The organism is Luteolibacter luteus, from assembly GCF_012913485.1.
Taxonomy (GTDB): domain Bacteria; phylum Verrucomicrobiota; class Verrucomicrobiia; order Verrucomicrobiales; family Akkermansiaceae; genus Haloferula; species Haloferula lutea.
This window is the reverse complement of sequence record NZ_CP051774.1, coordinates 5,573,785-5,600,299: the sequence shown is the minus strand read 5'-3', so window position 1 is coordinate 5,600,299 and position 26,515 is coordinate 5,573,785. Positions and strand designations below refer to the sequence as shown.

Sequence of the window (26,515 nt, the reverse complement as noted above, 5' to 3'; positions counted from 1 at the left end):
GCTCTGCTGGCCATCATGGATAACGATTCTTGTAACTGCGGAAATCTCCGCGCCTCCCCTTTCGAGGGAGAACCCAAGAATCCCAAACCCATGAAAAACGCTTCATCCGGCGCATCCTTGCGCGCCGCCATCCTGACCTGCGCCACGGTCTGCGCGACTTTGCCCGCCTACGCCGATAAAACCTGGACGGGCACCACGGATACCAATTGGGCGACCATCTCCAACTGGCAAGAAAGCGCCCTCCCCGATGGGGTTGAGAACATCGTCTTCAACTCCGCTTCGGTTTCGAATCTGATCATCAATACGGGTGCCAACCGCACCGTCCAAGGCATCTCGGTCACCAATCCCGCCGGTCCGGTCACGCTTCAGAACAACACCCTGACGATCGGCACCAATGGCATCAACATGGCATCGGCCACCCAAGACCTGAACTTGGCCTCGCCCGCCAGCATCATCCGCTCCGGCGTCTTTTACTGGAATGTCCCTACCGGCCGCACCCTGACCCTCGCGGCAGTCCCGCATCGCAACTCTCCTTCGGGCGGTTTCGGAGGCGGGAACAACGACAATGTCGGCGGCGTGGTGCGTGTCTCCACGACCGGCACCGTGAAGCTCACGACACCCAGCCTCGCCGTAGTGGCCGATGGTGCCGCAACTGGCGGCAACGGCGGCAATAATCCATTCATGACCTACGGTCTCGATGACTGGGCCGCCACGGACGCCAGCGGCAATGTCGTCGCCGCCACCTACACTGCCGATGCCTTTACCGGCAACGCGAACATCGTCACGGCCAACACCTACGCCATCAACGGCGCGACGCCCTCGAGCGTCCGCTTCGCCAACACCGAGGGTGCCGTGGTCGTGAACAACACCGGCACCAGCACCTTGCGCGGCCTCCTGATGGCCACCAGTTCGCAAACGGTCAGCATCAGCGGCGGATTCATCCGTCCGAACCGCAATAACACCGGCGGTGCCACCTTTTCGATCATCCAGAACAGCACGACGAGCGACCTGACCATTAGTTCGTCTATCTCGAACGCTTCCAGCAATACCGCCGTCTCTCTCTCGAAATCCGGCCCGGGAAAACTCATCCTGAATGCCGGCCACGGTTTCACCGGCCGCACCTTCGTCCATGAGGGAACGCTGCAACTCGGCGATGGTGTCCTGACCGGATCCCTCACCTCCACTGCGCGGGTAATCAACAACTCCTCCCTGGTCATCATCAACACCGATGCCTCCGCACTAACCGGCGTCATCGCGGGCACCGGCACCTTTGCCAAGTCCGGCACCGGCGTTCTCACCTTGGGCGCCGCCAATGTTTACACCGGCACCACCACCATCACCGGCGGGCTCGTCAATATCGGTGCCGCAGCAAGCTTCGGCACCACGCCCTCAATATCCCTTGATGGTGGCGGCATCCAGTGGTCGGCCGCCGCGGATATCTCCACGCTGCCCGTCACCATCGGCGCAGCCGGCACCACCTTTGATACCATGGCGAATGCCGTGGTCCTCGCATCGCCCATCGGAAATTCGGGTACCGGCCCGGTGACCAAGACCGGAACGGGCAGCTTGTCCCTTGGCGCGGCCAACCTTTACTCGGGTGCCACCACGGTGAGCGCAGGCACCCTGCTTGCCACCAATACCACGGGCTCCGCCACCGGCTCCGGCACCGTGACCGTGCAAACCGGAGCGGCAATCGGAGGCACCGGCTCGATCTCCGGCGTGGTGACGGTGGAGTCGGGCGGCAAGCTCACCCCGGGGGCAAGCGTCGGCACGCTGACGGTCGGCGGCCTCGATCTCGATTCTGGCAGCACGCTCGACCTCGAATTCGGCGCTACCAACGACAAGGTCACCGTGAGCAATCCCGGCGGCCTCACGATTGATGGCGGTGCCATCACGCTGCTCTTGGAAGGCTCCGCCAATGCCTTTGCCACCCCGGGCACCTACCAGCTTTTCGGCTACTCCGGCAGCATCGGCGGAGCCGGTGTCTCATCCCTCAGCGTGGCCAATCCCCAGCCCGGCTTCACCTATACCTTCGGCACTGCCGGCGGTTTCGTAACCCTCACTGTCGGAACCTCCGGCGTCGTCCGGAACTGGATAACAAACGGCAGCGGCTCCTGGACCAACAACGCCAACTGGAACGGCACCTTCCCGAACAGCAGCGGTGCCACCGCAAACTTCCAATTGAATCTCACCGCTCCGGCCACCATCACGCTGGATGGGGCGAAGACGGTGGGCTCGCTTACCTTCCTCAGCGCGGCCAATGGCTATACGATTACACCGGGCAGCGGCGGATCGCTGACCCTGAACAATGGCGGCTCCAATTCCTCGCTGCTCGATGGCGCAGGCCAGCAAACCCTCGCCGTGCCGCTCATCCTCGGGTCCAATACCGTCGTCGATACCTCGGCGGCAGTTGACAGTATCACGATCAGCGGTGCGGTGGCAGGATCCGCAACACTTACGAAAACCGGACCTGGCAGCCTCTCCCTTCTGGCTTCGAACACGATGTCCGGGGCCATCACGCTTTCCGGAGGCTCGACCGCTTTCGTCAGCGGGGGTCTCGGCAGCGGCAATCTCTCGCTCTCGAACTCCACGCTCCAGTGGGCAGCAGGAAATACCCAGGACATCTCCAACCGCACCATCACGCTGAACTCCGGTGTCGTGACGCTGGATACCGGTGCAGGCGATGTCCTCTTCGCCAGCGCGATCGGGAACAACGGCAGTGCCGACCTCGTGAAAGCGGGCGATGGCAAGCTCACTCTAAGCGGGGATAACACTCACGGCGGCATGACCACCATCTCCAAAGGCACCCTGCAGTTGGGCAATGGTGGCACCTCGGGCAGTGTCCTCGGGGACATCGTGAACAACGGCGAGCTCCGCATTTCCCGTAGCGCCGACACGCTCTTCACCAACTTGATCAGTGGCACCGGCTCAATGGTTTTCCAAGGCCCCGGCAACCTCCAGCTCGGCTCCTCGAATACCTTTTCCGGACCAACCAGCATCACCGGCGGGACCATCACCCTCTTCAGCGGCCTCGGCCTCCAGAACAGCACGCTCAACTATGTGAATGGAGGTGGAACCTTGGACCTCGACATCAATACCGCCGTGACTTTGGGCGGCTTGGAGGGGAACAAATCGCTCTCGCTCACGAACTTCAACCTGCAAGGCGTCGCACTGACAATCGGTGGCAATGGCCAAGGAACCACCTACTCCGGTGATCTTGGCGGTGAGGGCTCGCTGATCAAGACCGGCGCAGGCGTCACCGTGCTGACCGGCACGCATACCTATGTGGGCACCACCGCTGTAAATGGCGGGGCAGGGACCGGTGCCTTGGAACTCGATTCCGGGGCATCAATCACCGGTGGCGGGCTGACCGTGACAGGTAATAGCCGCTTCACGATCTTCGATGGCAGCTACACCACCACGGTCGCATCGAACGTAACGAATGCCGGTACCACCACCGCCACCTTTGAGCTTCTCGGTGGTTCCGCCACCTTTTCTGGCGGCCTCAGCTCCGGCGGCAACGCGAACATCCCCTACCTGATCTCGATCGCGGGAGGCACGCTCAATGCATCATCCCTCGCGCTAGGCCGCACGAGCCAGAGCATCACCGCCGAACCCTTGGCAGGCATCAACACCGCAGGCCTCTACATCAACGGCGGCGCGGTCAATGTAAGCGGAAACGTCACCCTCGGCACGTCCAGCGGCAGCAATTCCTCCGTCAACGTCAAGCTCGACTCCGGCTCCCTCACGATCGGTGGCGCGCTCACGATCGGCCTGAACAACGGCGGCCGCTGGTCCGTGGTCGATGTCAATGGCGGCACGCTCACCAATACGGACACGGTCACCGGCATTCAGCTCGGTGGCACCTTGGTTGGAAATGCTGCATTGGTCATCAATGCCGGCGTCGCCACCGCAGAGCGCATCGTGTTCGGCCAAGGAACGAATACTGGCACCCACGTCGTGCGAGTGGTGAATGGCGAACTCTACGTCGGCGCAGGGGGCATGGTCGATGGCTCGACCGCAGATGCTTCCTTCATCCGCCTCACCGGGGGCACCTTGGGAGCAAAGGCAGCGTGGTCCACAGTGCTGCCCGTTGAACTTACGAACATCCCCATCATCAAAGCCGCCGATGTCTTGAACACGGCTCAGGACATCACGCTCAATGGCGCGGTGACCGGCGCCGGCGGCCTTCAGAAGACCGGCGATGGAATTCTCACACTTGCTGGCACCTACGCCTATACCGGCGCCACCATCGTGGCCGACGGCACGCTGACCCTGCCCACCACCGGCCTCAGTGATGCAGCCTCGATTGAAGTGAAATCGGGAGCAGTGCTGAACCTGACCCACAGCGCCACCGACAATGTGAAGGGCTTCTACATCGATGGCATCGCGCAGGCAACCGGCACGTGGGGCCGCATTGGCTCGCCCACTGCCGCCCATACCACCGCGCTGATCACCGGCGATGGCATCCTCAATGTCCTACCCGATGATCCCTTCGCAGGTTGGATGGCCGGCTTCCCCTCTCTCGCCGGGGTGAATGTGGAGAAGGGTGCCGACCCGGATGGCGATGGCTTCACAAACCTGGAAGAGTTCGCCTTCGACGGAGTGCCCGACAATCCGGTAGCCAATGGCAAGATCCGCTCGCGCATCGAGACCGTCGGCTCGGAACAAGCCCTCGTGCTAACCCTCCCGGTCCGCGACGGTGCCGTCTTTGACAACGTCCCCGGCCCGGGCCTCGACGCCACCGTCGACAGGATCACCTACGCCATTCAAGGCTCGAATAATCTCACGGCCTTCGATCAGGCAGTGACCGAAATCCCTGCAAATTCCACGGGACTCCCTCCCGCAAGCACCGGCTGGACCTACCGCTGCTTCCGCCTGAGCGGCGCCATCCCGGCCCGCGGCACGAAGGGCTTCCTCGCCGCCACTGCCACTGAATCTCCCTGAAGTTCCTTCGTCGGGACACATCCAAAGAAAAAGGCCGGGAGCTTCCCCCCGGCCTTTTTCCGTTCGTGAGAATCTTAAATCTTCGACTCCGCATCAATCGCATCCGCCAGCACGCTGATGCGGCCGGTACCCAGCCGGTAGATCCAGCTGTGGATGGAGACAGGTTGGCCACGGTCCCAAGCATCTTCGATGATCGTCGTACGGGCCAGGTTCTCCGCGTTCTTGAGCACGTTGAGTTCGCAGAGGCGATCGATCGCCGCCGTGTGATCCAGGGCGGCGAGTTGCTCTTCATTGCGGCGGGCCGTGTTCTGGATGTGGCGCAGCCAGTTATCCACCACGCCATGACGCTGGTTTTCGAGCGCGGCACGCACGCCGCCGCAGCCGTAGTGCCCCACGACCATGACGTGCTTTACCTTCAGGACGTCGACCGCGAATTGCAGCACGGAGAGCATGTTGAAGTCCGTCTGCACCACCACGTTCGCGATGTTGCGATGCACGAAGACCTCGCCCGGAGCCAGACCGGTAATCTGGTTTGCCGGCACGCGGCTATCCGAACAGCCGATCCACAGGTATTCCGGGCTCTGCTGATCAGCCAGCCGCTTGAAGAAATCGGGGTCCGCGGCGACTTGCGCTTCAGCCCAGATCCGGTTGTTTTCCAAAAGATGGGAGAGAGTTTCCATCGGCAGGAATCAAATGCCCATGCGGACGCAAATGTCCACTGCTACGCGCTTCAATGTCGGAAGACTTGCCGAATCCGCAGAAATCATGCAATTTCCTCTTTTTATGAAGCTGAAAGCGCTCACATCTGCCATCACACTTCTCGGCGGACTGCTCTCCGCCCAAGACCTTCCCAGCGGAAAGGAGTGGCAGGAGGAACAAAACCTCTCGCTTAGGAAGGAGAAGCCGTGCGCCAGCTTCGCCTCCTTCCCCGATCTCGATTCGGCCAAGGCTGTCCTACGGGAAAAGTCCCCCTTCTTCCAGTCCCTCGACGGCCCGTGGAAATTCCACTGGGTGGGCAATCCTTCCGAACGCCCCGTCGATTTCTTCAAACCAGATTTTGATGTCTCGGTCTGGAAGGAGATCCCGGTGCCCTCGAACTGGCAGCTCGAAGGCTACGACATTCCGATTTACTCGAACCAAGCCTACACCTTCAAACGCGACTGGCCGAAGGTCATGGGTGAGCCACCGAAGGACTGGCCCGCCTACAAGGACCGGAACCCCGTCGGCAGCTATCGCCGTACGTTCACAATCCCCACAAACTGGGAAGGCAAGGAGGTCTTCGCGAACTTCGATGGCGTCGATTCCTTTTTCTACCTCTGGGTGAATGGCCAATACATCGGCTTCAGCAAGGATAGCCGCACCCTCGCCGCCTTCAATATCACCAAGGCGCTCAAGCCCGGCGAGAACGTCATCGCCGCCGAGGTTTACCGCTACTCGGACGGCAGCTATCTGGAATGCCAGGACATGTGGCGACTCAGCGGAATCTTCCGCAGTGTCTATCTGAATGCCACGCCGAAGCTCCAGATCCGGGATGTCTTCGCGCTGCCGGATCTCGATGCAGATTACAAGGACGGCACGCTTTCCGTGAAGACCACGCTGCGCAATCTCGATACCGCGGCACGTCCCCTGCCCGCTCTCTCGGTGCAATTGCTCGATGATTCCGGCAAGCCCTTGGTTTCCGATACCATTGCTGCCTCCGGCCAACTGGCGGCAGGTGAAGAAAAGGAACTGACCACCAAGCTCAGCATCGCAAATCCTCACAAATGGACCGCTGAGACTCCGAAACTCTATACGGTGGTCGTCAGTGGTGATGGCGAGGCCGTCTCCTTCCGCACCGGCTTTCGAAAGGTGGAGATCAAGGACGGCCGCTACCTGATCAATGGCCAAGCGGTGAAGCTCAAGGGCACCAACCGCCACGAGATGGAGCCGGATACCGGCCACACCGTCAGCCGGGAGCGAATGATGCAGGACATCGTCCGCCTGAAGGAGGCGAACATCAACCACGTCCGCACCTGCCACTATCCGAACGATCCTTACTGGTACGAGCTCTGCGACATCCACGGCATCTACTTGATGGACGAGGCGAATATCGAGTCGCACGGCTACTACTATGGCGAACAATCGCTTTCCCATCCGCCGGAGTGGAAGGCCGCGCACGTTGATCGCGTGGTGAACATGGTCCAGCGCGACAAGAACCACGCTTCCGTGATCTTCTGGTCGCTCGGCAACGAGGCAGGCCCCGGCAAGAACTTCGAGGCCGCACACGATGCGCTGAAGTCGATCGATACCTCACGCCCGGATCACTACGAGCGGAACAACAAGATCCCGGACGTGGATAGCACGATGTATCCCGGGGTCGATTGGGTGGCATCCTTGGCCGCACAGAAGAACCGCACGAAGCCCTTCTACATCTGCGAGTATGCCCACACGATGAACAACGCGATGGGCAATCTGGACGACTACTGGCAAGCCATCGACTCCAGCGACAATATCATCGGTGCCTCGATCTGGGAGTGGCAGGACCAGTCCATTTACGCAAAGGAGATCGACGGCAAGGTCACGGTCGATCTCGACCGCGGCAAGCCGGAGCAGGGTGTGAAAAAATTCGAAGCCTATGGCGGCAATTTCGGCGACAAGCCGAACGACGGCCTCTTCATCCTGAAGGGCGTGGTCTTCGCCAACCGCGATCCCAAGCCAGCCTTCGCCGAGGTGAAGCGCGTCTATCAGGACATCGTGGTCACCACGAAGGATCCCGCCTCAAACCGCGTGGAAGTCTTCAACAAATACTTCTTCCGCAATCTTTCGGACTTCGAGGCCCGCTGGTCACTGAGCGAGAATGGCAAGGTGATCGATGAAGGCGTTCTTCCTTCCCTTGATCTCGCACCGCGGCAGAAGCGGGAGCTCGTGCTTCCCTTTAAGAAGCTCGAACGCGTGGCGATGAATGACTATGCGCTGCGCGTGTCCTTTCATTTGAAAGAGGACACCGCTTGGCAGAAGAAAGGCTATGAAGTGGCGGCTTCGCAAATGATCGCCCCGCGAACGGAGCGGCCAAAGGTCGCGATGCAGGTAAAGAACAATGGATTCCAGGTCACCGACGCGAACGGCCTGATCACCGTAAGTGGTGGCGATCTCATCACGAATCGCTCCGGCTTCCGCTTCACTTTCGACAAGAAGACCGGCGGGCTGACTTCCCTCTTCCCCGCTGACAAGAGCGTGCCGAACACGAAGCTGAATGCATTCCGCGCATTTACAGACAATGACAAGTGGACCGCAAATGCCTGGTTCGGCAATGGTCTCCACACCCTTTCCGATAAGGCTGCAAGGGTGCTGGTAGACAAATCATCCCCGGACTACGTCCGAATCATCGCGCAGGTAAGATCCCAAGGAGAGACCGCCGACAAAGTACCAGAACAAAACAGTGGCTATCACGAGATCGTGAAAGGCGCTCCGCTCGGCGAAGACGGCTTCCACTTCGATAGCGTCTACACGTGGACCGTTTTCCCCGGAGGGATTCTTTCCTTTGACGCGGCGGGCTATGGCGTGGGCCCCTCAATCGTGGTACCCGGCATCGGTCAGGAGCTGCACTTCCCGCCGGAGATGGACCGCTTCACCTGGTATGGACGCGGCCCGGATGAGAATTATCCGGACCGCAAGACGGGCTCGGATATCGGCCTCTATTCCTCCACGGTGGAGGACCTCTTCGTCCGCTATCCAAAGCCGATGGACATGGCGAATCACGAGGACCTTCGCTGGTGTTCCATCACGGACAAGAATGGCTCCGGCTACGTAATCGTTCCGCGTGGCGAGACCATGTCTGCCGCGGCATTGCCCTGGAGCGCCATGGATCTTCTCCAGGCACGGCATCCGCAGGATCTCCCGCCATCCCAGCGGAATGTGGTGACGCTCTTTGATCGCGTGCTGGGTCTCGGCGGCGCAAGCTGCGGGCCCATTCCGCTCGAACGCGATATCGTGCGCTCTGACTCCTATCGCTTCGGCTTCACGCTCTACCGGCTGCTGCCGGGCGAAGATGCCGCGGACTTCGGCAAGCTGGATGTCCCCATGACCGCGCCCGTGCTGATCGAACGCGATCGCCGGGGACGGATCTCGCTGACCTCCACGACACAGGATGCGAAAATTCGCTACCGCATCAATGGCGGCGCTTGGCAGGCGTGGAAGGCCCCATTCATCCTGAAGCAGGCAGGCAAGGTCGAGGCCATGGCGGAGAAAGAAGACATGGTCCCTGCAGCCACGTCATCGCGTGAGTTCCCCTATGTGCTGCCGAAGGACACCTGGAAAGTCGTGAAGGCGGACAGCGTGGAGCGTCGTGAAGGCGAGGCCGCCAATGCCATCGATGGCAAGCCGGACACCTACTGGCACACCCAGTGGCAAGGCAGCGCACCGCGTCCGCCGCACGAATTGATCATCGACCTCGGAACCAAGGCGGAACTTTCAGGCATCACCGTCCTTCCGCGCCAAGATCAGGAGAATGGCCGCATCGGCCAATACGAGGTCTCCACCAGCCTCGACGGCAATGAGTGGAGCAGTGCGGCGAAGGGCAAATTCGGCGGGGGCCAAGGCTTGGAACGCGTGACCTTTGACAAACCGCGCCAAGCCAAGTTCGTCCGTCTCGTCGCTCTCAGTGAGATCAACGGCAACCCTTGGTCAGCGGTCGCGGAATTCGATGTCATCGCTCTCCGCTCTCTCGAAGCCCCTCAGGCACGCGACGATTGGTCGATCCTCAAGGTCAGCAGCGAGCAGCCCGGCGAAGGCGAGGCGGATCACCTGATCGATGGGAAACCGGGGACTTTCTGGCACACCCAATACGGGCTCTTCCTCGCCAAGCACCCGCACGAAGTGATCGTCGACCTCGGGAAATCCCGGAAGCTCACCGCGATGACCGTTCTACCTCGCCAGGACAGCCGGAATGGTCGCATTAGGGGCTACACTGTCCAAACCAGCGAAGACAGCGGCACCTGGAGCGAACCTATCGCCAGTGGTGATCTCCCGGATGACGCGAAGCTCCAGGAGATTCCGTTCAAGCAAGGCGTCACTGCCCGCTTCATCAAATTCACCGCTCTGAGCGCCCACGATGGCGATGATTTCGCCACCGCCGCCGAATTCGATTTCAAGTGATCAGGAGACGCACCGCGCCTCGAACATAGAGTCGGACGCGAAGGAGGGGCTTATCCCGAGCCCTCGCCTCCGCATTTCTAGTCCCTCACCTTCCCCTTGTCCCTCCCCGCTCCCGCCCTAAGCTAGGGCCGTGCCCGACCTCTTCGACGTCACCCCATCCGGCCCCGCCAGCGAACCCCGCCACGCGGGAGAGCCGCTGGCATCCCGTATGCGGCCCCGGACCCTCGATGAGATCGCCGGGCAGACGCACATCCTCGGCGAGGGCAAGCTGTTGCGCCGCGCCATCGAGGCGGATCGCTTCGCCTCCCTCATCTTCTACGGCCCGCCCGGCACGGGGAAGACTACCCTCGCTAGCGTCATCGCCCGCAGCACCGGTTCCCGCTTCGAGGCGCTGAACGGGGTGGAGTCGAACGTCGCCGAGATCCGAGCGAAGATCGATCAGGCCCGTACCTGGCGCGATCTGCGGAATGAGACGACGATCCTCTTCATCGACGAGATTCACCGCTTCAACAAGGCCCAGCAGGACGTCCTGCTGCCGCACATCGAACGCGGCGCGGTCCGCTTCATCGGCGCGACCACGCACAATCCTTACTTCTACGTCAATTCGCCGCTCGTCTCCCGGTCACAGATCTTCCAGCTCGAGTCCGTCGCCACCGAAGATCTTCTGCCCGTCCTGCGCCGCGCGCTCGATGACAAGGAGCGCGGCTTCGGAGACTTGAACATCGAAGTCGATCCCGCCGCGATCAATCACCTCGCGGTGATGTCCGATGGCGATGTCCGGAAGGCTCTCACCTCGCTCGAACTCGCGGTCCTCACTACCCCACCCGGGGAGGATGGCGCGATTCACCTGACCTTGGAAGTCGCGGAGGAGTCCATCCAGCGAAAGGCTATCGTCTATGATGCCGATGGAGACGCCCACTACGACACAGCGTCCGCCTTCATCAAATCAATCCGAGGCTCCGACCCGGACGCAGCGCTCTACTGGTTGGCCAAGATGCTGCACGCCGGGGAAGACCCGCGCTTCATCGCCCGGCGCCTGGTGATTTCCGCGAGCGAAGACATCGGCCTTGCGGATTCAAATGCGCTCCGCGTCGCGATGGATGCCCAGCAGGCCTTCGAGTTTGTCGGCATGCCGGAGGGGCGCATTCCTCTCGCCCACGCCACCGTCTATCTCGCCACCGCGCCGAAATCGAATACCGCCTACGCCGCGATCGGCGAAGCCATGGCCGATGTTGAAAAAGGCCGCACCCTAGCCGTGCCGGAGCATCTCCGCACCAAGACCCGCAAAAAGCTCGCCGCCGCCAGCGGCACCGAGTCGGAGAAGATGCAGTATCTCTACGCCCACGACTACGAAGGCGGCTATGTCCCGCAAGCCTACTTGCCGGAAGGGCGCGTCTACTATCACCCCGGCGAGAATGGCATGGAGAAGCGGATCAAGGAGAGGATGGAGTATCTTCGGCAACTCGCGGAGAAGGCGAATCCAAGCAAGTAGCTCCCCGCTGTCAGTGTTCGTCTCCGGTTCTTCAAATTCCGATGCCCGATTTCAGCCACCTCATCCTGACCACGCATCGCCTGAGCCTTCGTCCGCTCCAGACATCCGATGCGGAAGCGATGTTCGCGATCTACTCGGATCCCGAAGTGATGCGTTACTGGAGCACTCCGCCGTGGCCATCGATTGATGAAGCCCGCAAGATCATCGGGCAAGACGCCACCGCATTGCCCGAAGGCAAGCATCTCCGTCTCGGAATCGAGATCGACGAAACGGGCCAGTTCATTGGCATGTGCTCCCTCTTTGACTTCGACCAGCAGAGCCAGCGCTGCATGATCGGCTACGGCATGAGCCGTCATCACTGGGGCTCAGGCTATATGCACGAGGCACTGGTCGCGCTCATCAATTACGGCTTCGGCGAGCTCGGCTTCCGCCGCATCGAGGCCGATATCGATCCTCGCAACACCGGGTCTGCCAAGAGCCTCCAGCGGCTCGGCTTCGTGAAGGAGGGCCACCTGCGCGAGCGCTGGAAAGTCGGCGATGAAATCTCCGACTCCGACCTTTACGGCCTCCTGCGCCGGGAGTGGACGCACGGATAGAGCAAGCTTGCCGCGGTGACCCGGCTACGTCAGCTTTGATAGGAACTCCATCCATCAAAATCATGGCGAAGCCTGCCAAACGCTCCGGGACAAAAGACGGCCCCATCATCGCCGATCTTCAGGCTGCACTCGATTGGCTCAAGAAGCACGCGAGCAAAGCCACGCTCGACGGCATGGCGCGCTACGCCATCCCCTCCGATCACGCCTTCGGTGTTGCCATGCGGGACGTCCAAGCCTTGGCAAAGGCCATCGGAAAAAACCACGGACTCGCCGCCGAACTCTGGGCCAGCGGTGTTTACGAGGCTCGTTTGCTTGCCTGCTATGTCGATGATCCAGCACAAGTGACGGCGAAGCAAATGGATGCCTGGGCCTGTGACTTCGACAACTGGGCGGTCGTTGACACAATCTGCTTCGCACTCTTCAAGCGAGTTCCCCATGCATGGGAGAAGATCGAGAAATGGGCAGTCAAGAAGGACGAGTTCGTCAAGCGCGGGGCTTTCGCGCTGCTCTGGGCTCTCGCAGGTAGCGCTGACGATGACGCTCCCTTTTTCAAGGCGCTACCCTTGATCGAAAAGGCCGCCACGGACGAACGGAACTTCGTGAAGAAGTCCGTGAATATGGCCCTGCGAGCAATCGGCAAACGCAGCGGTCCGCTTCACAAGGCCGCCTGTGATCTTTCCAAGAGGCTTGCCGAATCCAGCGACGCAAGCGCCCGCTGGATCGGCAAAGATGCACTCAAGGAGCTGAGCAGCGCATCCGTGATGAAGCGGCTCGATGCCTGAACTATCTAAGTCCCTGCCGGTGCTTCAGGGTGGCATCCAAGCTGGCAGCGGTGGCACGGATTGTCCGGTCCCATTCGGTGCGCATCAGCTTCTTGTCATTGGCAAAACGATGCAACGGAAGGCCAGTTCCTCCTTGGAAGGTTCCCATACCCGTTACCGGGGCACGCTTCAGAAGTTCCTTTCCATCGGTAGTTCTCAGGGTTACCGCCGTCATGAGATAAGGGGTGAAGAGATCCTCCTCCTTGCCCGGCACGCGGCGCAGGCCATAGGCCGTGACTTCCACCTCGATGCGATTGGGTGAAGAAGGATTGTAGCGCGAAGCCATGAAGGAGTCCTTCTTCAGGACCTCGGTGAATGCCGCAGTCAGCTCAGTCGAAATCGGAAGCTTCATCTGCTGGTCAAGCTTCCCCAACAGATCGGCATAGTTGGACTTGAAGTTGGAGCCCTCCACACCGGTCACGCTGCCGGCCACCGCAGCGCCGACCAATCCACCCACGAGTCCGCCCGCCAAGCCGAATCCAGCAGCGGCATGACCCGCCTTTCTCTGTGTCGCGAGGCTGACGGCATCGGCAGACTTGTAGCTATCTGAAGCGACCGATGGCGTGCCGAGGGAGACACTTGTCAGAGATCGCTTTTGGGACTCACTCCAACGGGATGGACCACAGCTCACCACACCGAGCGAAACCAGGGCGGGAAGACAGAACGATCTCAGCGAGAGATAGAAGGTAGATTTCATGAGGCAGCGCGCGAGGTCCTATCGATCCCCCCTGTCATGACAAGATCCATTTCAATCAAGCCCTGCGGCTCTCCGGCGGCTGGCGCCGGGCATCGCAGGACTCCAAGTGTGTATTCGATAAGCGAAGTTGCCCGCATCGAGGGATTGTGACTGGCATCCCAATCCGTTTGTGGTCAATCGGGCATGAATGGCACACTTTCAGCCGGAAAGCCCGTTCATGGGGTTGGCAGAAAGATCGCCAGCAGCTAGATCGTCCCCGCTATCCGTTACCCATGCCGCACGCTTCCCACATCGAAAACCCTGACGTCATCCTGATCGGCAGCGGAGTCATGTCCGCCAACCTGGCTGCCTTGCTCAAGTGCTTGGAACCGAAGCTCAGCATCCAGGTCTACGAGGTGACCGATGAACTGGCCCAGGAAAGCTCCCACGGCTGGAACAATGCGGGCACCGGCCATGCGGGCATCTGCGAGCTGAGCTACACGCCGCATCAGGAAGCCGATGGATCGGTGAAGGTCGGCAAGGCCATCGAGATCTACGAGCAATTCGACCACTCGAAGCAGTTCTGGGCCTATGCGGTCGCCAGCGGCATGGTGGAGAAGCCTGAGGAGTTCATCACTCCACTTCCCCACATCAGCTTCGTGCATGGCCAGAAGATGGTCGGCTACCTGAAGGCCCGCTACGAGGGCATGGCGGCACATCATTTCTTCAAGACCATGGAGTTCAGCACCGATCGCGAGAAAATCGCGAGCTGGGCTCCCCTGCTCCTCGCAGGCCGCAAGGACGTGCCGATCGCCGCGACCAAAATGGACAACGGCACCGATGTGAATTTCGGCAATATCTCGCGCAAGCTCCTCTACTGGCTGGAGAAGCAGCCCGGTTGCGGTGTCGCGTCCAGCCATCGCGTGACCAACCTCACCAAGACCGACTCCGGCTGGGAGGTGGAAACGCATGACCTGAAGACCGGTGCCGTCCATGCAAATAACGCGAAGTTCGTCTTCGTCGGTGCCGGCGGCGGCAGCCTGAGCCTTCTACAGAAGGCGGGTATTCCGGAAGCCAAGGGACTCGGCGGCTTCCCGATCGGCGGTCAGTGGCTGATCTGCGAAAATCCGGAGATCGTGGAGCAGCATCAGGCCAAAGTGTATGGCCAGCCACTCGACTCGGCACCTACCATGGCCGTCCCCCACCTTGATACCCGGATCCTCGATGGGAAAAAGACCCTGCTCTTCGGCCCCTTTGCGGCATGGACCACCAAGTTCCTCCACAAGAAAGGCAGCTATCTGGACCTCCCGCTTTCCGTGAAGCCGGACAACCTTGCCACCCTGCTCAAGATCGGCGTCAGCAATCTCCCGCTGGTCCGCTACCTCGTCCAGCAGGGTACGCAGAGCATGGAAGACCGCATGGACGTGCTGCATGTCTTCTACCCGGCCGCGAAGAAGCAGGACTGGAAGCTTATCGACGCCGGCATCCGCGTGCAGGCGATCAAGAAGACCGACGGCGAGGCTGGCATCGTTCACTACGGCACCGAAGTCATCACTGATCAGGACCGCTCGATTTCCGCCCTTCTTGGCGCCTCTCCTGGTGCATCGGTCTCGGTGAACATCGTGATGGAGGTCGTGAAGAAATGCTTCCCGCAACTCCTTGAATCCCCGGAGGGCAAGGCCCGCATGCGCGAGATGATCCCGACTTGGGACGTGGACCTCCAAAAGCCGGAAAATGCGAATCTCTTCGAGGAAATGAGCCGCCGGACAGACAAGATCTTGCAACTGGCCTGATCCGGGACCGTCACTCGGCTGAATTTTTCCGGGCTGCCCGGCGTCGAAGTTCCGCAACTTCGTGCTCGCCGGGCGGTTTGCCCCGGAGAGCATGGAAGCCGCACTGACCTTCCCGCCGATCCACATGCCGTCATCCCGCCCGATTCCAGCGAACGAAAGCGCGGATGGGGATGATGTGGATGTCGCGCTGATGCGCCGTATTGCGGAGGGAGACGAACGCGCCTTCCGTGATCTCGTGGAGCGCCACCAGAATGCCGTGGTGGGCACGGTGGCACGCATGCTGGGAGACCCGACCGAGGCGGAGGATATCGCCCAGCTTGCCTTCCTTCGCATCTGGAAGCACGCCAAGCGCTGGCGACCGGACGCGAAATTCACCACCTACCTTTTCACGATCACCCGGAATCTCGTTTTCAACGAGAGCCGCCGCCGCTCCCGCCGCAAGGAGGTGTCCAGCGAGGAGCGCGAGGAGGACAGCGGCTTCCAGATGGCCTCCGAAACGCGCCATGAGCCTCAGGAGGAGGCGATGAAGCTGGAAATGCACCAGCAGATCGATCGCGCCATCGCCACCCTGCCGGAGGCCCAGCGCACGGCGGTGATCCTCTACAGCTACGAGTCCCTGCCCTACGAGGAAATCGCCAGCGTGCTGAATACCTCGGTATCTTCGGTGAAGAGCCTGCTCTTCCGGGCCCGGACCACTCTGAGGGAGCGCTTGGCCAGCTATCTGGCGGAATAGCCCCACGGCGGGTGGATCTTCGGCATTGCCAGAAACCGCCACCTCCCCTTATCTCCGATGGAGAACAAGATATCATGAATATCCCTGTCTCCTCCTTCCGGGCAGTCGCCACGCTCCTTTCCATCGCCTTTGCCGGTTCTCTCCACGGAGCGACGGTTAGCTTGGGCCAGTTGAGTGCCGACTACAGCGGAGCGGCTCTCAGCACGATCGGCACTGAAGGATTTTCGAGCTCGAATCTCAGTGATCTGACCGGCCTGACTCCGGGACAATCGATTCAGATCTCCTTTACCCCCAACCAAGCGACTGCGTGGGAAGGATTCTTCTACTACAACGAAGGCCAAGTGGCGATCAACTGGCGTGCCCAAATAGAAATCAGCGTCGGTGGCCACACGACGAATTACACCGATCTCTGGACTTTTGGTCCCAGCCCTGCGATCGGTGGAGAAGGAGGAGTCTCCGGGAGTAACAGCGGCCCAACGCCGATCACACACTCATTGGTGGTACCTTGGGGCACCGACCTTAGTGCGGTGGTGATCACCATTCGGGATCTCTCTTCCATCAGCGGCTCCGCAGGGGCCTACTTCACCGACTCAAAGATGACCTTGTCGGGCGCTACCTTGGTCACGACCAGCGTGCCGGAGCCTTCCGGAATATTCCTCGGCCTCATGCCGGCGGCCCTGCTTCTTCATCGTCGCAGAGGTCTATAACGCAGAAACGGCAGCCCCTCGTGGATGCTGCCGTTTCGATGAAGCGTTCGGGACTACTTTTCGAGAAGCTCCCGAAATCTCGGCAAGATCTTCTGGAAAAGCGAGTTCTTGCCACCGCGGGCGAGTTGCTCACCGATCAAGCCCGCGCAGTCATCCGGATCGACCGGACCCGGTGCCTCGACGACATGACCCGGTGCCTCGATGCGCCGCACAAGATGGCTCTCGCCTGCCTCACGTGAGACCGTGACGGTCACTCCACCACCGCTCAAGCGGACGAGACCCAGCGGTGCCGAATCTTCATCGGACGTCAGTGTGGCAGCGATGGCCTTTCCATTCGCCCCTTCAAAGGAGAAGCCTTCCTTGCTGCCACTTTGACGGGCCACCGCAAGATCCAGTTCGATCCCATCACGCCATCCCGCTTGGACGGCCAGCCATGCCAGCATCTGCAGCGCCGTGGCGCGATCAGAAGGATGATGAACAATCTCCACCGTGGCGACGTCCGGCAGAGCCGCAAGTACTAGGGGATCCTCATAGAGGGCCGCGATCGAAACCCGGAATTGGAAGCAACGGGTCCATGCCAAATCCTGGACCACCAGTTCGTTGGTTGCATTTTCCACCGCTTCGGAAATGCGCGCGAAGGAATCCTTGGGGTTTGCCCAGCTTGAGCTGTCGAAGACAAAACGATCCACAAGGCTGTAGAGACGATCTTCAAAGATCGGCGAGAGCTCTCCCTGCCACCAGAAAATCAGCGGCAAGTCGGAGTTCAAATGCGCGAAGACCGTGTTCCGCAAGCGGCCCGTGACCTTGCCTGTCAGCGCGAAGGCGATCTGCTCGCAACACACCGACTTGCGGCCATGGGAAAGATGGCAATGCGCGGTGATCCACGCACGGATCGAAGCTTCCGGAGCATTGCGATCGATTCCAATCAGCAATGCGCGGCAAGCATGCTCGGCGGTAAGCTCCCGAACAGTCTGCGAATTTTTCTCAAGGGCACCTGGCTCCTCAGAGTAAACCGCAAGGTTCATCAAGGAGGCATTGGTGCGCGCGTCGTCCTCTTCCCACAGCTTGCGCAGCTCCTTGTCGATGGAGCCTACCGATACCTCGCGACCGAGTTCGGGATGCATGGATAAAGTGGTCATTGGAAAGTTGATGGTCTTGGATTGAAAGTTGGGAGTCCGAACCGGCCGTTAGCTGCGAGGCTGTTGCACCTGACATCCAGACACTCACTCCCAAGTCTTTCTCACAGCCTGCGCCAGGAGTTGTCGTCCTTCTGCAATAGTTCGTCCGCTTCCTTCGGTCCCCAGGTGCCGGCGACGTACTGGGCCATCGGCGGCGGGTTCGAGCTCTTGTGCCAGGCGTTTTCGATGTGGTCGATAAAGCGCCATGCTTCTTCCACCTCGTCGCGTCTTGCGAAGAGCGTGGCATCTCCTGCCATCGCATCAAGCAGCAGGCGTTCATAGGCTTCCGGACTGCCCTTGCCGAAGCTGGTGGCATAGTGGAAATCCATCTTCACCGGCTCCAAGCGCAGGCTCGTGCCCGGAATCTTGGAAACCATGCGCAGTGAAATTCCTTCGTCCGGTTGGATGCGGATTACCAGCACGTTCGCACCCGGGACACCTCCCGGCAGCGCGTTGAAAAGGACGCACGGCGGCGCCTTGAAATGCACGGAAATCTCGGTGGCCTTCTTCGGCAGTTGCTTGCCCATGCGGATGTAGAAGGGCACGCCGCTCCAGCGCCAGGTATCAATCATCAGGCGCACGGCCACGTAGGACTCGGTCATGCTCTCCGGATCCACACGGTCTTCCTCGCGATAGCCGGGCACTGCTTTGCCATCGACATGACCGGCGGTGTATTGGGCGCGGATCACGTTCTCCGCGACCTTCTCGGGAGTGTCCCATTGGCGAAGGGAACGGATCACCTTCACCTTCTCATCGCGCACGCCATCGGCACTGAGATCGGTAGGCGGTTCCATGGTCACGAGGCTCAGGAGCTGCAGCAGGTGATTCTGCACCATGTCTCGCAGCGCGCCGGACTTGTCGTAGTAACCGCCGCGGCCGCCTTCCATGCCCAGGTTCTCAGCGCAGGTGATCTGCACGTGGGAGATGTAGCGGTTGTTCCAGAGTGGTTCGAAAATCGCATTGGCAAAGCGCAGCACCATGATGTTCTGCGCCGTCTCTTTGCCGAGGTAGTGGTCGATGCGGTAGGTATCGCGCTCTTGGAAAGTGCGGTTCACCACTTCGTTGAGATGCTGGGCGGTGGCGAGATCGGTGCCAAATGGCTTCTCGACGATCACACGGGCCCAGCAGCCGTCCTTTGCCTTGTTCAGGCCGGCGGCCTTGAGTTGCTCCAGAATGTCATCGAAGAACTCCGGGGCGCTGGCGACGTAGAAAAGGCGATTCCCCTTCCCTCCCCGTTCCCGGTCGATCGCATCGAGCCGCTCGGCCAAACGCTTGTAGCCATCCGCATCGGTGAACTCGCTCTGATGGTAATGGATGTTCTCAACGAACTTTGACCAGAGGGCGTCATCGTGACCAGAGCGCGAGACCTTGCGATTCAGCTCTTCCAAACCTTTGCGGAACTCCTCGTCCGATTTCTCGCGGCGAGCGAAACCGAGGATCTTCACTCCGGGCGGCAATTCACCGTCGACTGCGAGGTTGTAGATCGCCGGAACCAGCTTGCGGTGGGTGAGGTCTCCGGTGGCACCAAAGATCACCACGGTGCACGGCTCGGGACGCGAGCGGGAGACGAGGTCTTCGCGAAACGGATTGGTCATAAAGCAGGGCCGCGGTGTCGCTTAAAGTCGGCTTCGGGGAAAGCGAAATGGGTATGAAATCTCGTCACCTGGCTCATTAGAAAACCAAAGTGGCAGCACTTCACAGGAAGCCTCCAAGGCATCGAAGCACATGAAAGCCAAAGCTCAACGTGAATTGGAGCATCGCCGTGAATCGCCATGGTCCGTGGCATCCTTTTACCAATAAGGTCCGAAGCTAGCGATTGCCGCCGGAACCATTCTTAGTATCCCCTTCCTTGAGCTGCTCGGGGGAGACCATCTCGTAAAGAGTGAAGAGCTTGATGTCCTTGATTGCCCCCATGTAGAGCCCCATGTGACCACGGTCATCCTTGCTGAAGGTTCCCTCCACCACCATGTAGCGCCCCGTCGCCCACTTTCTGGACTCGGCGAGTTCCTCGCTGATATCCAGCCGACGACCACAGGAGGTGACCCCATGCTTCCAGTGTTCTTTGCTGAGGTAGATGGCGTTTTCCTCGAACGCCAGATTGGCCACCCCTTGGAAGCGGACGACTTGGCCATCGAACTTCTCCGGCGTGGCCAGCAGTTGCAACAGCGACACGGTGGGCCGCTGTGCGACCGAAGGAAGCACCGACAGCAGCAAGAAGCCAAGAGTGACGAGAGTTCGCACATCTGGAAGGCACCATGAGATGCCTTGTGGTTCAATCCGAAGTCCGCCTGTTCCGCCTGATAAAACAGGGAAATTAACAGGCGCGACGGTGCCTCAGGGGAAGTGGCCAAGGGTGCGAGCAGTACCCTGCGACGCCAGCCGCGGAGACGAGTATCCGGCGCGGAGACGAGTATCCGGCAAGCACATGAAAAGCACTTCATCGGCGGATCATGCCACGCCGGGCGGCCGGCCGGAATCTCCCGTCGTGGTCCCCGTCGTGGTCCCCGTCGTGGTCCCCGTCGTGGGGTGCCGGGTGCCGGCCCAAGCCAAGCGAACAGCCGGCCAGGCAGCCGGGCAAGGCCACCGCGCCAACGTGCAATGCCATGCATGCGGGATGACCAAGCCAAGCTAGCCCGCTCACGAGCCCGCTTCGCGGACAAAAAAAGAGCCCGGCACCTTCATTTCTGAAGATGCCGGGCAAATACCTGGCGACGACCTACTCTCACAGGACCTATCGTCCCAATACCATCGGCGCTGCAGCGTTTCACTTCCGGGTTCGGAATGGGACCGGGTGGTTCCACCGCGCTCTGGCCACCAGAGGGCGGCCCTGTTGTCGATCTCATCGATCAGGGCCGGGACTCTGGTTGTCTGAGCTGCCAGTCGCATGCCGCTCCCTGACATCCGCACGGAGAGTTTCAAGTTTTTCAATGACCTCAATTCGTCCACTTTGAGCCGGTCGCGATCACTTGGTTGAACAAGCGATTCCGAACGGAATCAAGCCAGACGGATGATTAGTACCGGTAAGCTGCATATATTGCTACACTTCCACTTCCGGCCTATCAACGTGGTAGTCTTCCACGATCCTTCAGGGAAAACTCATCTTGGGAGGAGCTTGGCGCTTAGATGCTTTCAGCGCTTATCTCGTCCGAACTTAGCTACCCGGCCATGCTCTTGACAGAACAACCGGTGCACCAGAGGTTCGTCAATTCCGGTCCTCTCGTACTAGGAATTGAACCCCTCAGTTTTCCTGCGCCCACAGAGGATAGAGGACCGAACTGTCTCGCGACGTTCTGAACCCAGCTCGCGTGCCGCTTTAACCGGCGAACAGCCGGACCCTTGGGACCTTCTCCAGCCCCAGGATGCGACGAGCCGACATCGAGGTGCCAAACTTCGCCGTCGATATGAACTCTTGGGCGAAATCAGCCTGTTATCCCTAAGGTACCTTTTATCCGTTGAGCGACGGCAATTCCACATTCTACCGCCGGATCACTTAGGCCGACTTTCGTCTCTGCTCGGCTTGTAGGCCTCACAGTTAGGCGGGCTTATGCCTATGCACTCGACACATGGTTGCAGACCATGCTGAGCCCACCTTCGCGCTCCTCCGTTACTCTTTGGGAGGATACCGCCCCAGTAAAACTGACCGGCTGACACTGTTTCCCGCCCGGTTTCACGGGTCGGGGTTAGATCTTCCAACACCCAAGGGTGGTATCTCACTGTTGACTCCGCGATCCCCTAAAGGACCACTTCAACGTCTCCCACTTATGCTGAGCATGAGAATCGAAAAACCAATGACAGCTTACAGTTAAGGTCTATAGGGTCTTTCCGTCCTTCTGCGGGTAGGCGGCATCTTCACCGCCATTACAATTTCACTGAGCACCTGGTTGAGACAGTGCCCAACTCGTTACACGATTCGTGCAGGTCGGAACTTACCCGACAAGGAATTTCGCTACCTTAGGACCGTTATAGTTACGGCCGACATTCACGGGGACTTGGGCTCAAAGCTTCGCCTTGCGACTAACCTCTTACCTTAATCTTTCCGCATTGGTCACGTGTCACACCCTATACTTGGACTTAGCGTCTTGGCAGAGTGCTGTGTTTTTGCTAAACAGTCGGTTGGGCCATTTCACTGCGGCCCGCATTGCTGCGGGCACCCCTTCTTCCGAAGTTACGGGGCTAATTTGCCGAGTTCCTTAACCAGGGTTCACTCTTGCGCCTTGGTATACTCTACCCACCCACCTGTGTCGGTTTACGGTACGGGTTGCTTAGCATGCATAGGGGCTTTTCTTGGCACAACTTCCAGCCATGCGGATCGGCCGTAGCCTCACCTCGGAATTCAATCACCTAGTGGCTTTCCATCATGCGTCCTCCCTACTTAAGTTTCGCAAGTGCAGGAATATTAACCTGCTGTCCATCGCCTACGCGTATCCGCCTCGGCTTAGGTCCCGACTAACCCCGGGACGAAAAACGTAGCCCGGGAAACCTGGGGTTTACGGCGGACCGGGATTTCACCGGTCTTATCGTTACTCATGTCTGCATCCTCTCTTCCCAACTCTCCAGTTTCAGTCGCCATCCACCTTCAGCGTGTTGGGAATGCTCCTCTACCGCGCCTACTGATACAGTAGACACCCAGAGCTTCGGTACCATGCTTATCGCCGATCATTTTCGGCGCAGGATCTCTCGATGAGTAAGCTATTACGCACTTTTTAAATGGTGGCTGCTTCTAAGCCAACATCCTCACTGTCTGTGAAATCCCACATCCTTTCCACTTAGCATGGTTTAGGCACCTTAGCTGCTGATCAGGGTTGTTTCCCTTTTGACGATGAAGCTTATCCCCCACCGTCTCACTGCCGCGCTCCACTCACCGGTATTCGGAGTTTGATAGGGTTTGGTAGACGGGTATGCCCCCTAGCCCTTTCAGTGCTCTACCCCCGGTAATCAGCACGCGACGCTGCACCTCAATGCATTTCGAGGAGAACCAGCTATCACGGGGTTTGAATAGCCTTTCACTCCTACCCTCAAGTCATCCGAGAATTTTTCAACATTCACCGGTTCGGTCCTTCACGTCGTATTACCGACGCTTCAACCTGCTCAAGGGTAGATCACCTCCGCTTCGGGTCCAGCACGTGCAACTATGGACGCCCTATTCGGACTCGCTTTCGCTGCGCCTCCGATCCGGAAGATCTTAGGCTTGCCACACATACTGACTCGCAGACTCATTAAGCAAAAGGCACGCAATCACCCCCGAAGGGGCTCTTACACCTTGTAGGCACAGGGTTTCAGGTTCTATTTCACTCCGCTCGCAGCGGTTCTTTTCACCTTTCCCTCACGGTACTGGTTCACTATCGGTCGCTAACTAGTATTTAGCCTTACGCCGTGGTCGGCGCAGATTCACACAACGTTCCACGTGTGCTGTGCTACTCAGGAACACCCTAGGGCCGCGTCGGATTTCGGTTACGGGGATATCACCCTCTATGTCGGAACTTTCCAGGTCCTTCACCTATCGTCAACGGTCCCACGTCGGGGTCCTACAACCCCGGAGGCAAGCCTCCGGTTTGGGCTCTTCCGCTTTCGCTCGCCACTACTTACGGAATCGATTCTCTTTCTTTTCCTCCGCTTACTGAGATGTTTCACTTCAGCGGGTCTCGCGTGCTTTTCCCTATCTTTGTTCAGGAAAAGACGATGGCGTATTAACACCACCAGGTTACCCCATTCGGAAATCTCCGGATCATAGCTCGTTTGCAGCTCCCCGAAGCTTATCGCAGCTTATCACGTCCTTCATCGCCTGTTAGCACCAAGGCATTCACTCTGTGCCCTTTGAAGCTTGATTCCATATCGAAATCAGCGTTCTTGCGACGCACCTTCAGCTTTGCCGTAAAGCAGCTGCGGTTTGCGCCGCGCCGGACTGAGTCAATCCGGCAAATCATTTGTATATCCAAGGACCGCGCAAATAATGGCTCATGTGAACAATTGATTTTTTGCAGTCTTAAAAAACTTTATTTCTCCATGCGGATGTCAAAGAGCGGCAATGCTCTCACAAGTTGTTATTCATGTTCTTTTCCAAGTTCACTCGCGAATGGTGGGCCTGATAGGACTCGAACCTATGACCCCCGCCTTATCAAGGCGGTGCTCTAACCAACTGAGCTACAGGCCCTTTATTCAAGAGGCGCAGCTTTTGGAAGTTGGTGGAGGCACGGGGATTCGAACCCCGGACATCCAGCTTGCAAAGCTGGCGCTCTACCAACTGAGCTATACCCCCTCACGGGGAACTTTTGAAGAAGAAGAGGACGAAAGCTAAATCGTGTGCTGCGGGCTTCAAATCCGCGCGGGAATTAATATTTTGGTGTGGGATTCTTCATCTGATCCACAACCCCTTCATCTTTTTACAGATGAGGCAGGGTCTCGACCTGTCACAGGGACCTTGAGAAGGTTTGTGACTGCTCCATAGAAAGGAGGTGATCCAGCCGCAGGTTCCCCTACGGCTACCTTGTTACGACTTCATCCCAGTTACCAGCTTCACCTTAGGATCGTGCGATACTTCGGGTGCTACCGGCTTCCATGATGTGACGGGCGGTGTGTACAAGACCCGGGAACGTATTCACGCTGCCGTAGCTGATGCAGCATTACTAGCGATTCCGGCTTCATGGAGGCGAGTTGCAGCCTCCAATCCGAACTGGGCCCAGTTTTATAGATTTCCTCCACCTCGCGGTCTCGGTTCTCATTGTGCTGGGCATTGTAGTACGTGTGCAGCCCAAGGCGTAAGGGCCATACTGACCTGACGTCGTCCCCACCTTCCTCCCAGTTGATCTGGGCAGTCTGACTAGAGTCCCCACCATAACGTGCTGGCAACTAATCACAGGGGTTGCGCTCGTTGCGGGACTTAACCCAACATCTCACGACACGAGCTGACGACGGCCATGCAGCACCTGTGCAAATTCCCCGAAGGGTCACGCGCTTTCACGCGCTTAGAGATGCATGTCAAGCCTTGGTAAGGTTCTTCGCGTTGCATCGAATTAAGCCACATACTCCACCGCTTGTGCGGGTCCCCGTCAATTTCTTTGAGTTTTAGCCTTGCGGCCGTACTTCCCAGGCGGTGCGCTTAACGCGTTAGCTCCGGCACAAGGGGGGTCGAATCCCCTCACACCAAGCGCACACCGTTTACTGCTAGGACTACAGGGGTATCTAATCCCTTTTGCTCCCCTAGCCTTCGAGCCTCAGCGTCAGATGTTGTCCAGTAGCTCGCCTTCGCCACGAGTGTTCCTCTCGATATCCACGCATTTCACTGCTACACCGAGAATTCCAGCTACCTCTCCAACCCTCAAGCACGGCAGTATCGGATGCAGTTCCGGGGTTGAGCCCCGGGATTTCACATCTGACTTACCGCGCAGCCTACGCTCCCTTTACGCCCAGTGATTCCGAACAACGCTTGGGACCTTCGTATTACCGCGGCTGCTGGCACGAAGTTAGCCGTCCCTTCCTCTTCCGGTACTATCAACCCTGCCGGCTATTCACCGTCAGGTCTTACTCCCGGATGACAGGAGTTTACAATCCGAAGACCTTCATCCTCCACGCGGCGTTGCACCATCAGGGTTTCCCCCATTGTGAATTATTCTCGACTGCTGCCACCCGTAGGTGTCTGGACCGTGTCTCAGTTCCAGTGTGCCTGATCATCCTCTCAGACCAGGTACCCGTCGTAGCCTTGGTGGGCCGTTACCCCGCCAACTAGCTGATAGGCCGCGAGCCAATCCTGCAGCGGCAGCTTTCGCCACCTTTACCCTTGCGGGACCATGGGGTATTAATCCGCCTTTCGGCGGGCTATTCCCCACTGCAGGGCATGTAACTCACGTGTTACGCACCCGTGCGCCACTGAATGAAGCGGTATTGCTACAACTTCATCCCGTTCGACTTGCATGTCTTAAACACGCCGCCAGCGTTCGTTCTGAGCCAGAATCAAACTCTCCGTAAAAAACGTATGCGATGAGTCCTTGCGGACCATCGTCAAATTGACCGTTTCAAGTTCCGCCTTGCGGCTTCCCTCAAAACACCGCGCGCACTCTCATGCACGCAGCACACAATTTAGCCTTTTCCTCTTCACCCGGTCATTTTTGGCATGCCATCTGTTTACAACCTTCGCCGTGAACAACTTGCACCCTTCAAGACCGGGCCATGCTTGTGAAAGATCCTTCGTTCGAGGGGACTAAAAAGCCGATCGGACTCTCGAGGAGTCGCGATCGACCTTCGTCTCTCGCGTCGCTAGCGTTGCGGCGACGGGGAGACCCTAGTCTGAACCGGCCCCGCGGGTCAATCTCTTTCGTGAAGGTTTTCTCCAGTTTTTTCAGAGGACCACGGCAACCCGTTGATTTTGAGCACACGCTCCAATGAAGTTTTTTCGGGGATTCTGCTACTAGGAGCGGCGTAGACGGCAAATCGGACACTCCAGAA

Annotated in this window: 14 protein-coding genes, 2 tRNA genes and 3 rRNA genes; 9 read left to right on the top strand and 10 right to left on the bottom strand. The window is 59.2% G+C overall.

Annotation, left to right across the window (positions count from 1 at the left end; genetic code table 11):
• Positions 1-90: 90 nt before the first annotated feature.
• Positions 91-4,947, top strand: coding sequence for a beta strand repeat-containing protein (locus HHL09_RS23140; protein ID WP_169457039.1), 4,857 nt, complete (start codon positions 91-93; stop codon positions 4,945-4,947).
• Between the two features lie 74 nt (positions 4,948-5,021).
• On the opposite strand, the gene HHL09_RS23135 is transcribed toward HHL09_RS23140, so the two are convergent.
• Positions 5,022-5,627 carry a carbonic anhydrase gene (locus HHL09_RS23135; protein WP_169457038.1) on the bottom strand — a complete coding sequence of 202 codons (606 nt, stop codon included), beginning with the start codon at positions 5,625-5,627 and terminating at the stop codon, positions 5,022-5,024.
• Positions 5,628-5,730: 103 nt separating this feature from the next.
• On the opposite strand from HHL09_RS23135, the gene HHL09_RS23130 reads away from it, so the two are divergent.
• The 4 genes from HHL09_RS23130 (at position 5,731) to HHL09_RS23115 (ending at position 12,950) form a co-directional block, all read left to right on the top strand.
• On the top strand, positions 5,731-10,080 hold the full coding sequence (locus tag HHL09_RS23130) for a glycoside hydrolase family 2 TIM barrel-domain containing protein (protein ID WP_169457037.1): 4,350 nt from the start codon (positions 5,731-5,733) through the stop codon (positions 10,078-10,080).
• 130 nt (positions 10,081-10,210) lie between these two features.
• Positions 10,211-11,572 carry a replication-associated recombination protein A gene (locus HHL09_RS23125; RefSeq protein WP_240963691.1) on the top strand — a complete coding sequence of 454 codons (1,362 nt, stop codon included), beginning with the start codon at positions 10,211-10,213 and terminating at the stop codon, positions 11,570-11,572.
• Positions 11,573-11,613: 41 nt separating this feature from the next.
• Positions 11,614-12,168 carry a GNAT family N-acetyltransferase gene (locus HHL09_RS23120; RefSeq protein ID WP_169457036.1) on the top strand — a complete coding sequence of 185 codons (555 nt, stop codon included), beginning with the start codon at positions 11,614-11,616 and terminating at the stop codon, positions 12,166-12,168.
• Positions 12,169-12,230: 62 nt separating this feature from the next.
• Complete coding sequence (locus HHL09_RS23115) at positions 12,231-12,950, top strand: DNA alkylation repair protein (RefSeq protein WP_169457035.1); 720 nt, start codon at positions 12,231-12,233, stop codon at positions 12,948-12,950.
• Between the two features lies 1 nt (position 12,951).
• Here HHL09_RS23115 and HHL09_RS23110 read toward each other — a convergent pair whose 3' ends face one another.
• On the bottom strand, positions 12,952-13,686 hold the full coding sequence (locus HHL09_RS23110; RefSeq protein ID WP_169457034.1) for a hypothetical protein: 735 nt from the start codon (positions 13,684-13,686) through the stop codon (positions 12,952-12,954).
• A gap of 272 nt (positions 13,687-13,958) precedes the next feature.
• Between HHL09_RS23110 and mqo the strand changes: the two genes are divergently transcribed.
• The 3 genes from mqo (at position 13,959) to HHL09_RS23095 (ending at position 16,898) form a co-directional block, all read left to right on the top strand.
• Entirely contained in the window at positions 13,959-15,458 is a 1,500-nt protein-coding gene (gene mqo, locus HHL09_RS23105) for a malate dehydrogenase (quinone) (RefSeq protein WP_169457033.1), read from the top strand.
• Positions 15,459-15,549: 91 nt separating this feature from the next.
• Positions 15,550-16,191 carry an RNA polymerase sigma factor gene (locus HHL09_RS23100; RefSeq protein ID WP_240963690.1) on the top strand — a complete coding sequence of 214 codons (642 nt, stop codon included), beginning with the start codon at positions 15,550-15,552 and terminating at the stop codon, positions 16,189-16,191.
• Positions 16,192-16,265: 74 nt separating this feature from the next.
• Positions 16,266-16,898: a hypothetical protein gene (locus HHL09_RS23095; protein ID WP_169457032.1), complete on the top strand. Its 633-nt coding sequence runs from the start codon at positions 16,266-16,268 to the stop codon at positions 16,896-16,898.
• 53 nt (positions 16,899-16,951) lie between these two features.
• Here the strand turns inward: HHL09_RS23095 and HHL09_RS23090 are convergent, their stop codons facing one another.
• The 3 genes from HHL09_RS23090 to HHL09_RS23080 all read right to left on the bottom strand — a co-directional run bounded on the left by HHL09_RS23090 (position 16,952) and on the right by HHL09_RS23080 (position 20,317).
• The gene (locus HHL09_RS23090; protein ID WP_205760918.1) at positions 16,952-18,022 is read right to left on the bottom strand and encodes a glucose-6-phosphate dehydrogenase assembly protein OpcA; all 1,071 of its coding nucleotides are present in this window, start codon (positions 18,020-18,022) and stop codon (positions 16,952-16,954) included.
• A gap of 116 nt (positions 18,023-18,138) precedes the next feature.
• Positions 18,139-19,671 (bottom strand): glucose-6-phosphate dehydrogenase, encoded by a 1,533-nt coding sequence (gene zwf, locus HHL09_RS23085; RefSeq protein WP_169457030.1) that lies wholly within the window; start codon positions 19,669-19,671, stop codon positions 18,139-18,141.
• A gap of 214 nt (positions 19,672-19,885) precedes the next feature.
• Positions 19,886-20,317 carry a hypothetical protein gene (locus HHL09_RS23080; protein ID WP_169457029.1) on the bottom strand — a complete coding sequence of 144 codons (432 nt, stop codon included), beginning with the start codon at positions 20,315-20,317 and terminating at the stop codon, positions 19,886-19,888.
• Positions 20,318-20,501: 184 nt separating this feature from the next.
• Between HHL09_RS23080 and HHL09_RS23075 the strand changes: the two genes are divergently transcribed.
• Complete coding sequence (locus tag HHL09_RS23075) at positions 20,502-20,708, top strand: hypothetical protein (RefSeq protein WP_169457028.1); 207 nt, start codon at positions 20,502-20,504, stop codon at positions 20,706-20,708.
• 71 nt (positions 20,709-20,779) lie between these two features.
• On the opposite strand, the gene rrf is transcribed toward HHL09_RS23075, so the two are convergent.
• The 5 genes from rrf to HHL09_RS23050 form a co-directional block, all read right to left on the bottom strand.
• Positions 20,780-20,895, bottom strand: a 5S ribosomal RNA gene (rrf, locus tag HHL09_RS23070).
• 171 nt (positions 20,896-21,066) lie between these two features.
• Positions 21,067-23,903 (bottom strand): 23S ribosomal RNA (locus HHL09_RS23065).
• Positions 23,904-24,150: 247 nt separating this feature from the next.
• A tRNA-Ile gene (locus HHL09_RS23060) sits at positions 24,151-24,227 on the bottom strand.
• Positions 24,228-24,256: 29 nt separating this feature from the next.
• Positions 24,257-24,332 (bottom strand) — tRNA-Ala (locus HHL09_RS23055).
• Positions 24,333-24,521: 189 nt separating this feature from the next.
• A 16S ribosomal RNA gene (locus HHL09_RS23050) occupies positions 24,522-26,039 on the bottom strand.
• The 16S, 23S and 5S rRNA genes sit together here with 2 tRNA genes alongside, the layout of an rRNA operon.
• Positions 26,040-26,515 lie beyond the last annotated feature (476 nt).

What these genes read in the sequence shown, in the direction of transcription:
- zwf (WP_169457030.1), bottom strand. Translation starts at nt 19,671, where the DNA reads ATGACCAATCCGTTTCGCGAAGACCTCGTCTCCCGCTCGCGTCCCGAG.
- HHL09_RS23090 (WP_205760918.1), bottom strand. Translation starts at nt 18,022, where the DNA reads ATGCATCCCGAACTCGGTCGCGAGGTATCGGTAGGCTCCATCGACAAG.
- HHL09_RS23075 (WP_169457028.1), top strand. Translation starts at nt 20,502, where the DNA reads ATGAAAAGCACTTCATCGGCGGATCATGCCACGCCGGGCGGCCGGCCG.
- HHL09_RS23135 (WP_169457038.1), bottom strand. Translation starts at nt 5,627, where the DNA reads ATGGAAACTCTCTCCCATCTTTTGGAAAACAACCGGATCTGGGCTGAA.
- HHL09_RS23115 (WP_169457035.1), top strand. Translation starts at nt 12,231, where the DNA reads ATGGCGAAGCCTGCCAAACGCTCCGGGACAAAAGACGGCCCCATCATC.
- HHL09_RS23130 (WP_169457037.1), top strand. Translation starts at nt 5,731, where the DNA reads ATGAAGCTGAAAGCGCTCACATCTGCCATCACACTTCTCGGCGGACTG.
- HHL09_RS23110 (WP_169457034.1), bottom strand. Translation starts at nt 13,686, where the DNA reads ATGAAATCTACCTTCTATCTCTCGCTGAGATCGTTCTGTCTTCCCGCC.
- HHL09_RS23095 (WP_169457032.1), top strand. Translation starts at nt 16,266, where the DNA reads ATGAATATCCCTGTCTCCTCCTTCCGGGCAGTCGCCACGCTCCTTTCC.
- HHL09_RS23120 (WP_169457036.1), top strand. Translation starts at nt 11,614, where the DNA reads ATGCCCGATTTCAGCCACCTCATCCTGACCACGCATCGCCTGAGCCTT.
- HHL09_RS23100 (WP_240963690.1), top strand. Translation starts at nt 15,550, where the DNA reads ATGGAAGCCGCACTGACCTTCCCGCCGATCCACATGCCGTCATCCCGC.
- mqo (WP_169457033.1), top strand. Translation starts at nt 13,959, where the DNA reads ATGCCGCACGCTTCCCACATCGAAAACCCTGACGTCATCCTGATCGGC.
- HHL09_RS23140 (WP_169457039.1), top strand. Translation starts at nt 91, where the DNA reads ATGAAAAACGCTTCATCCGGCGCATCCTTGCGCGCCGCCATCCTGACC.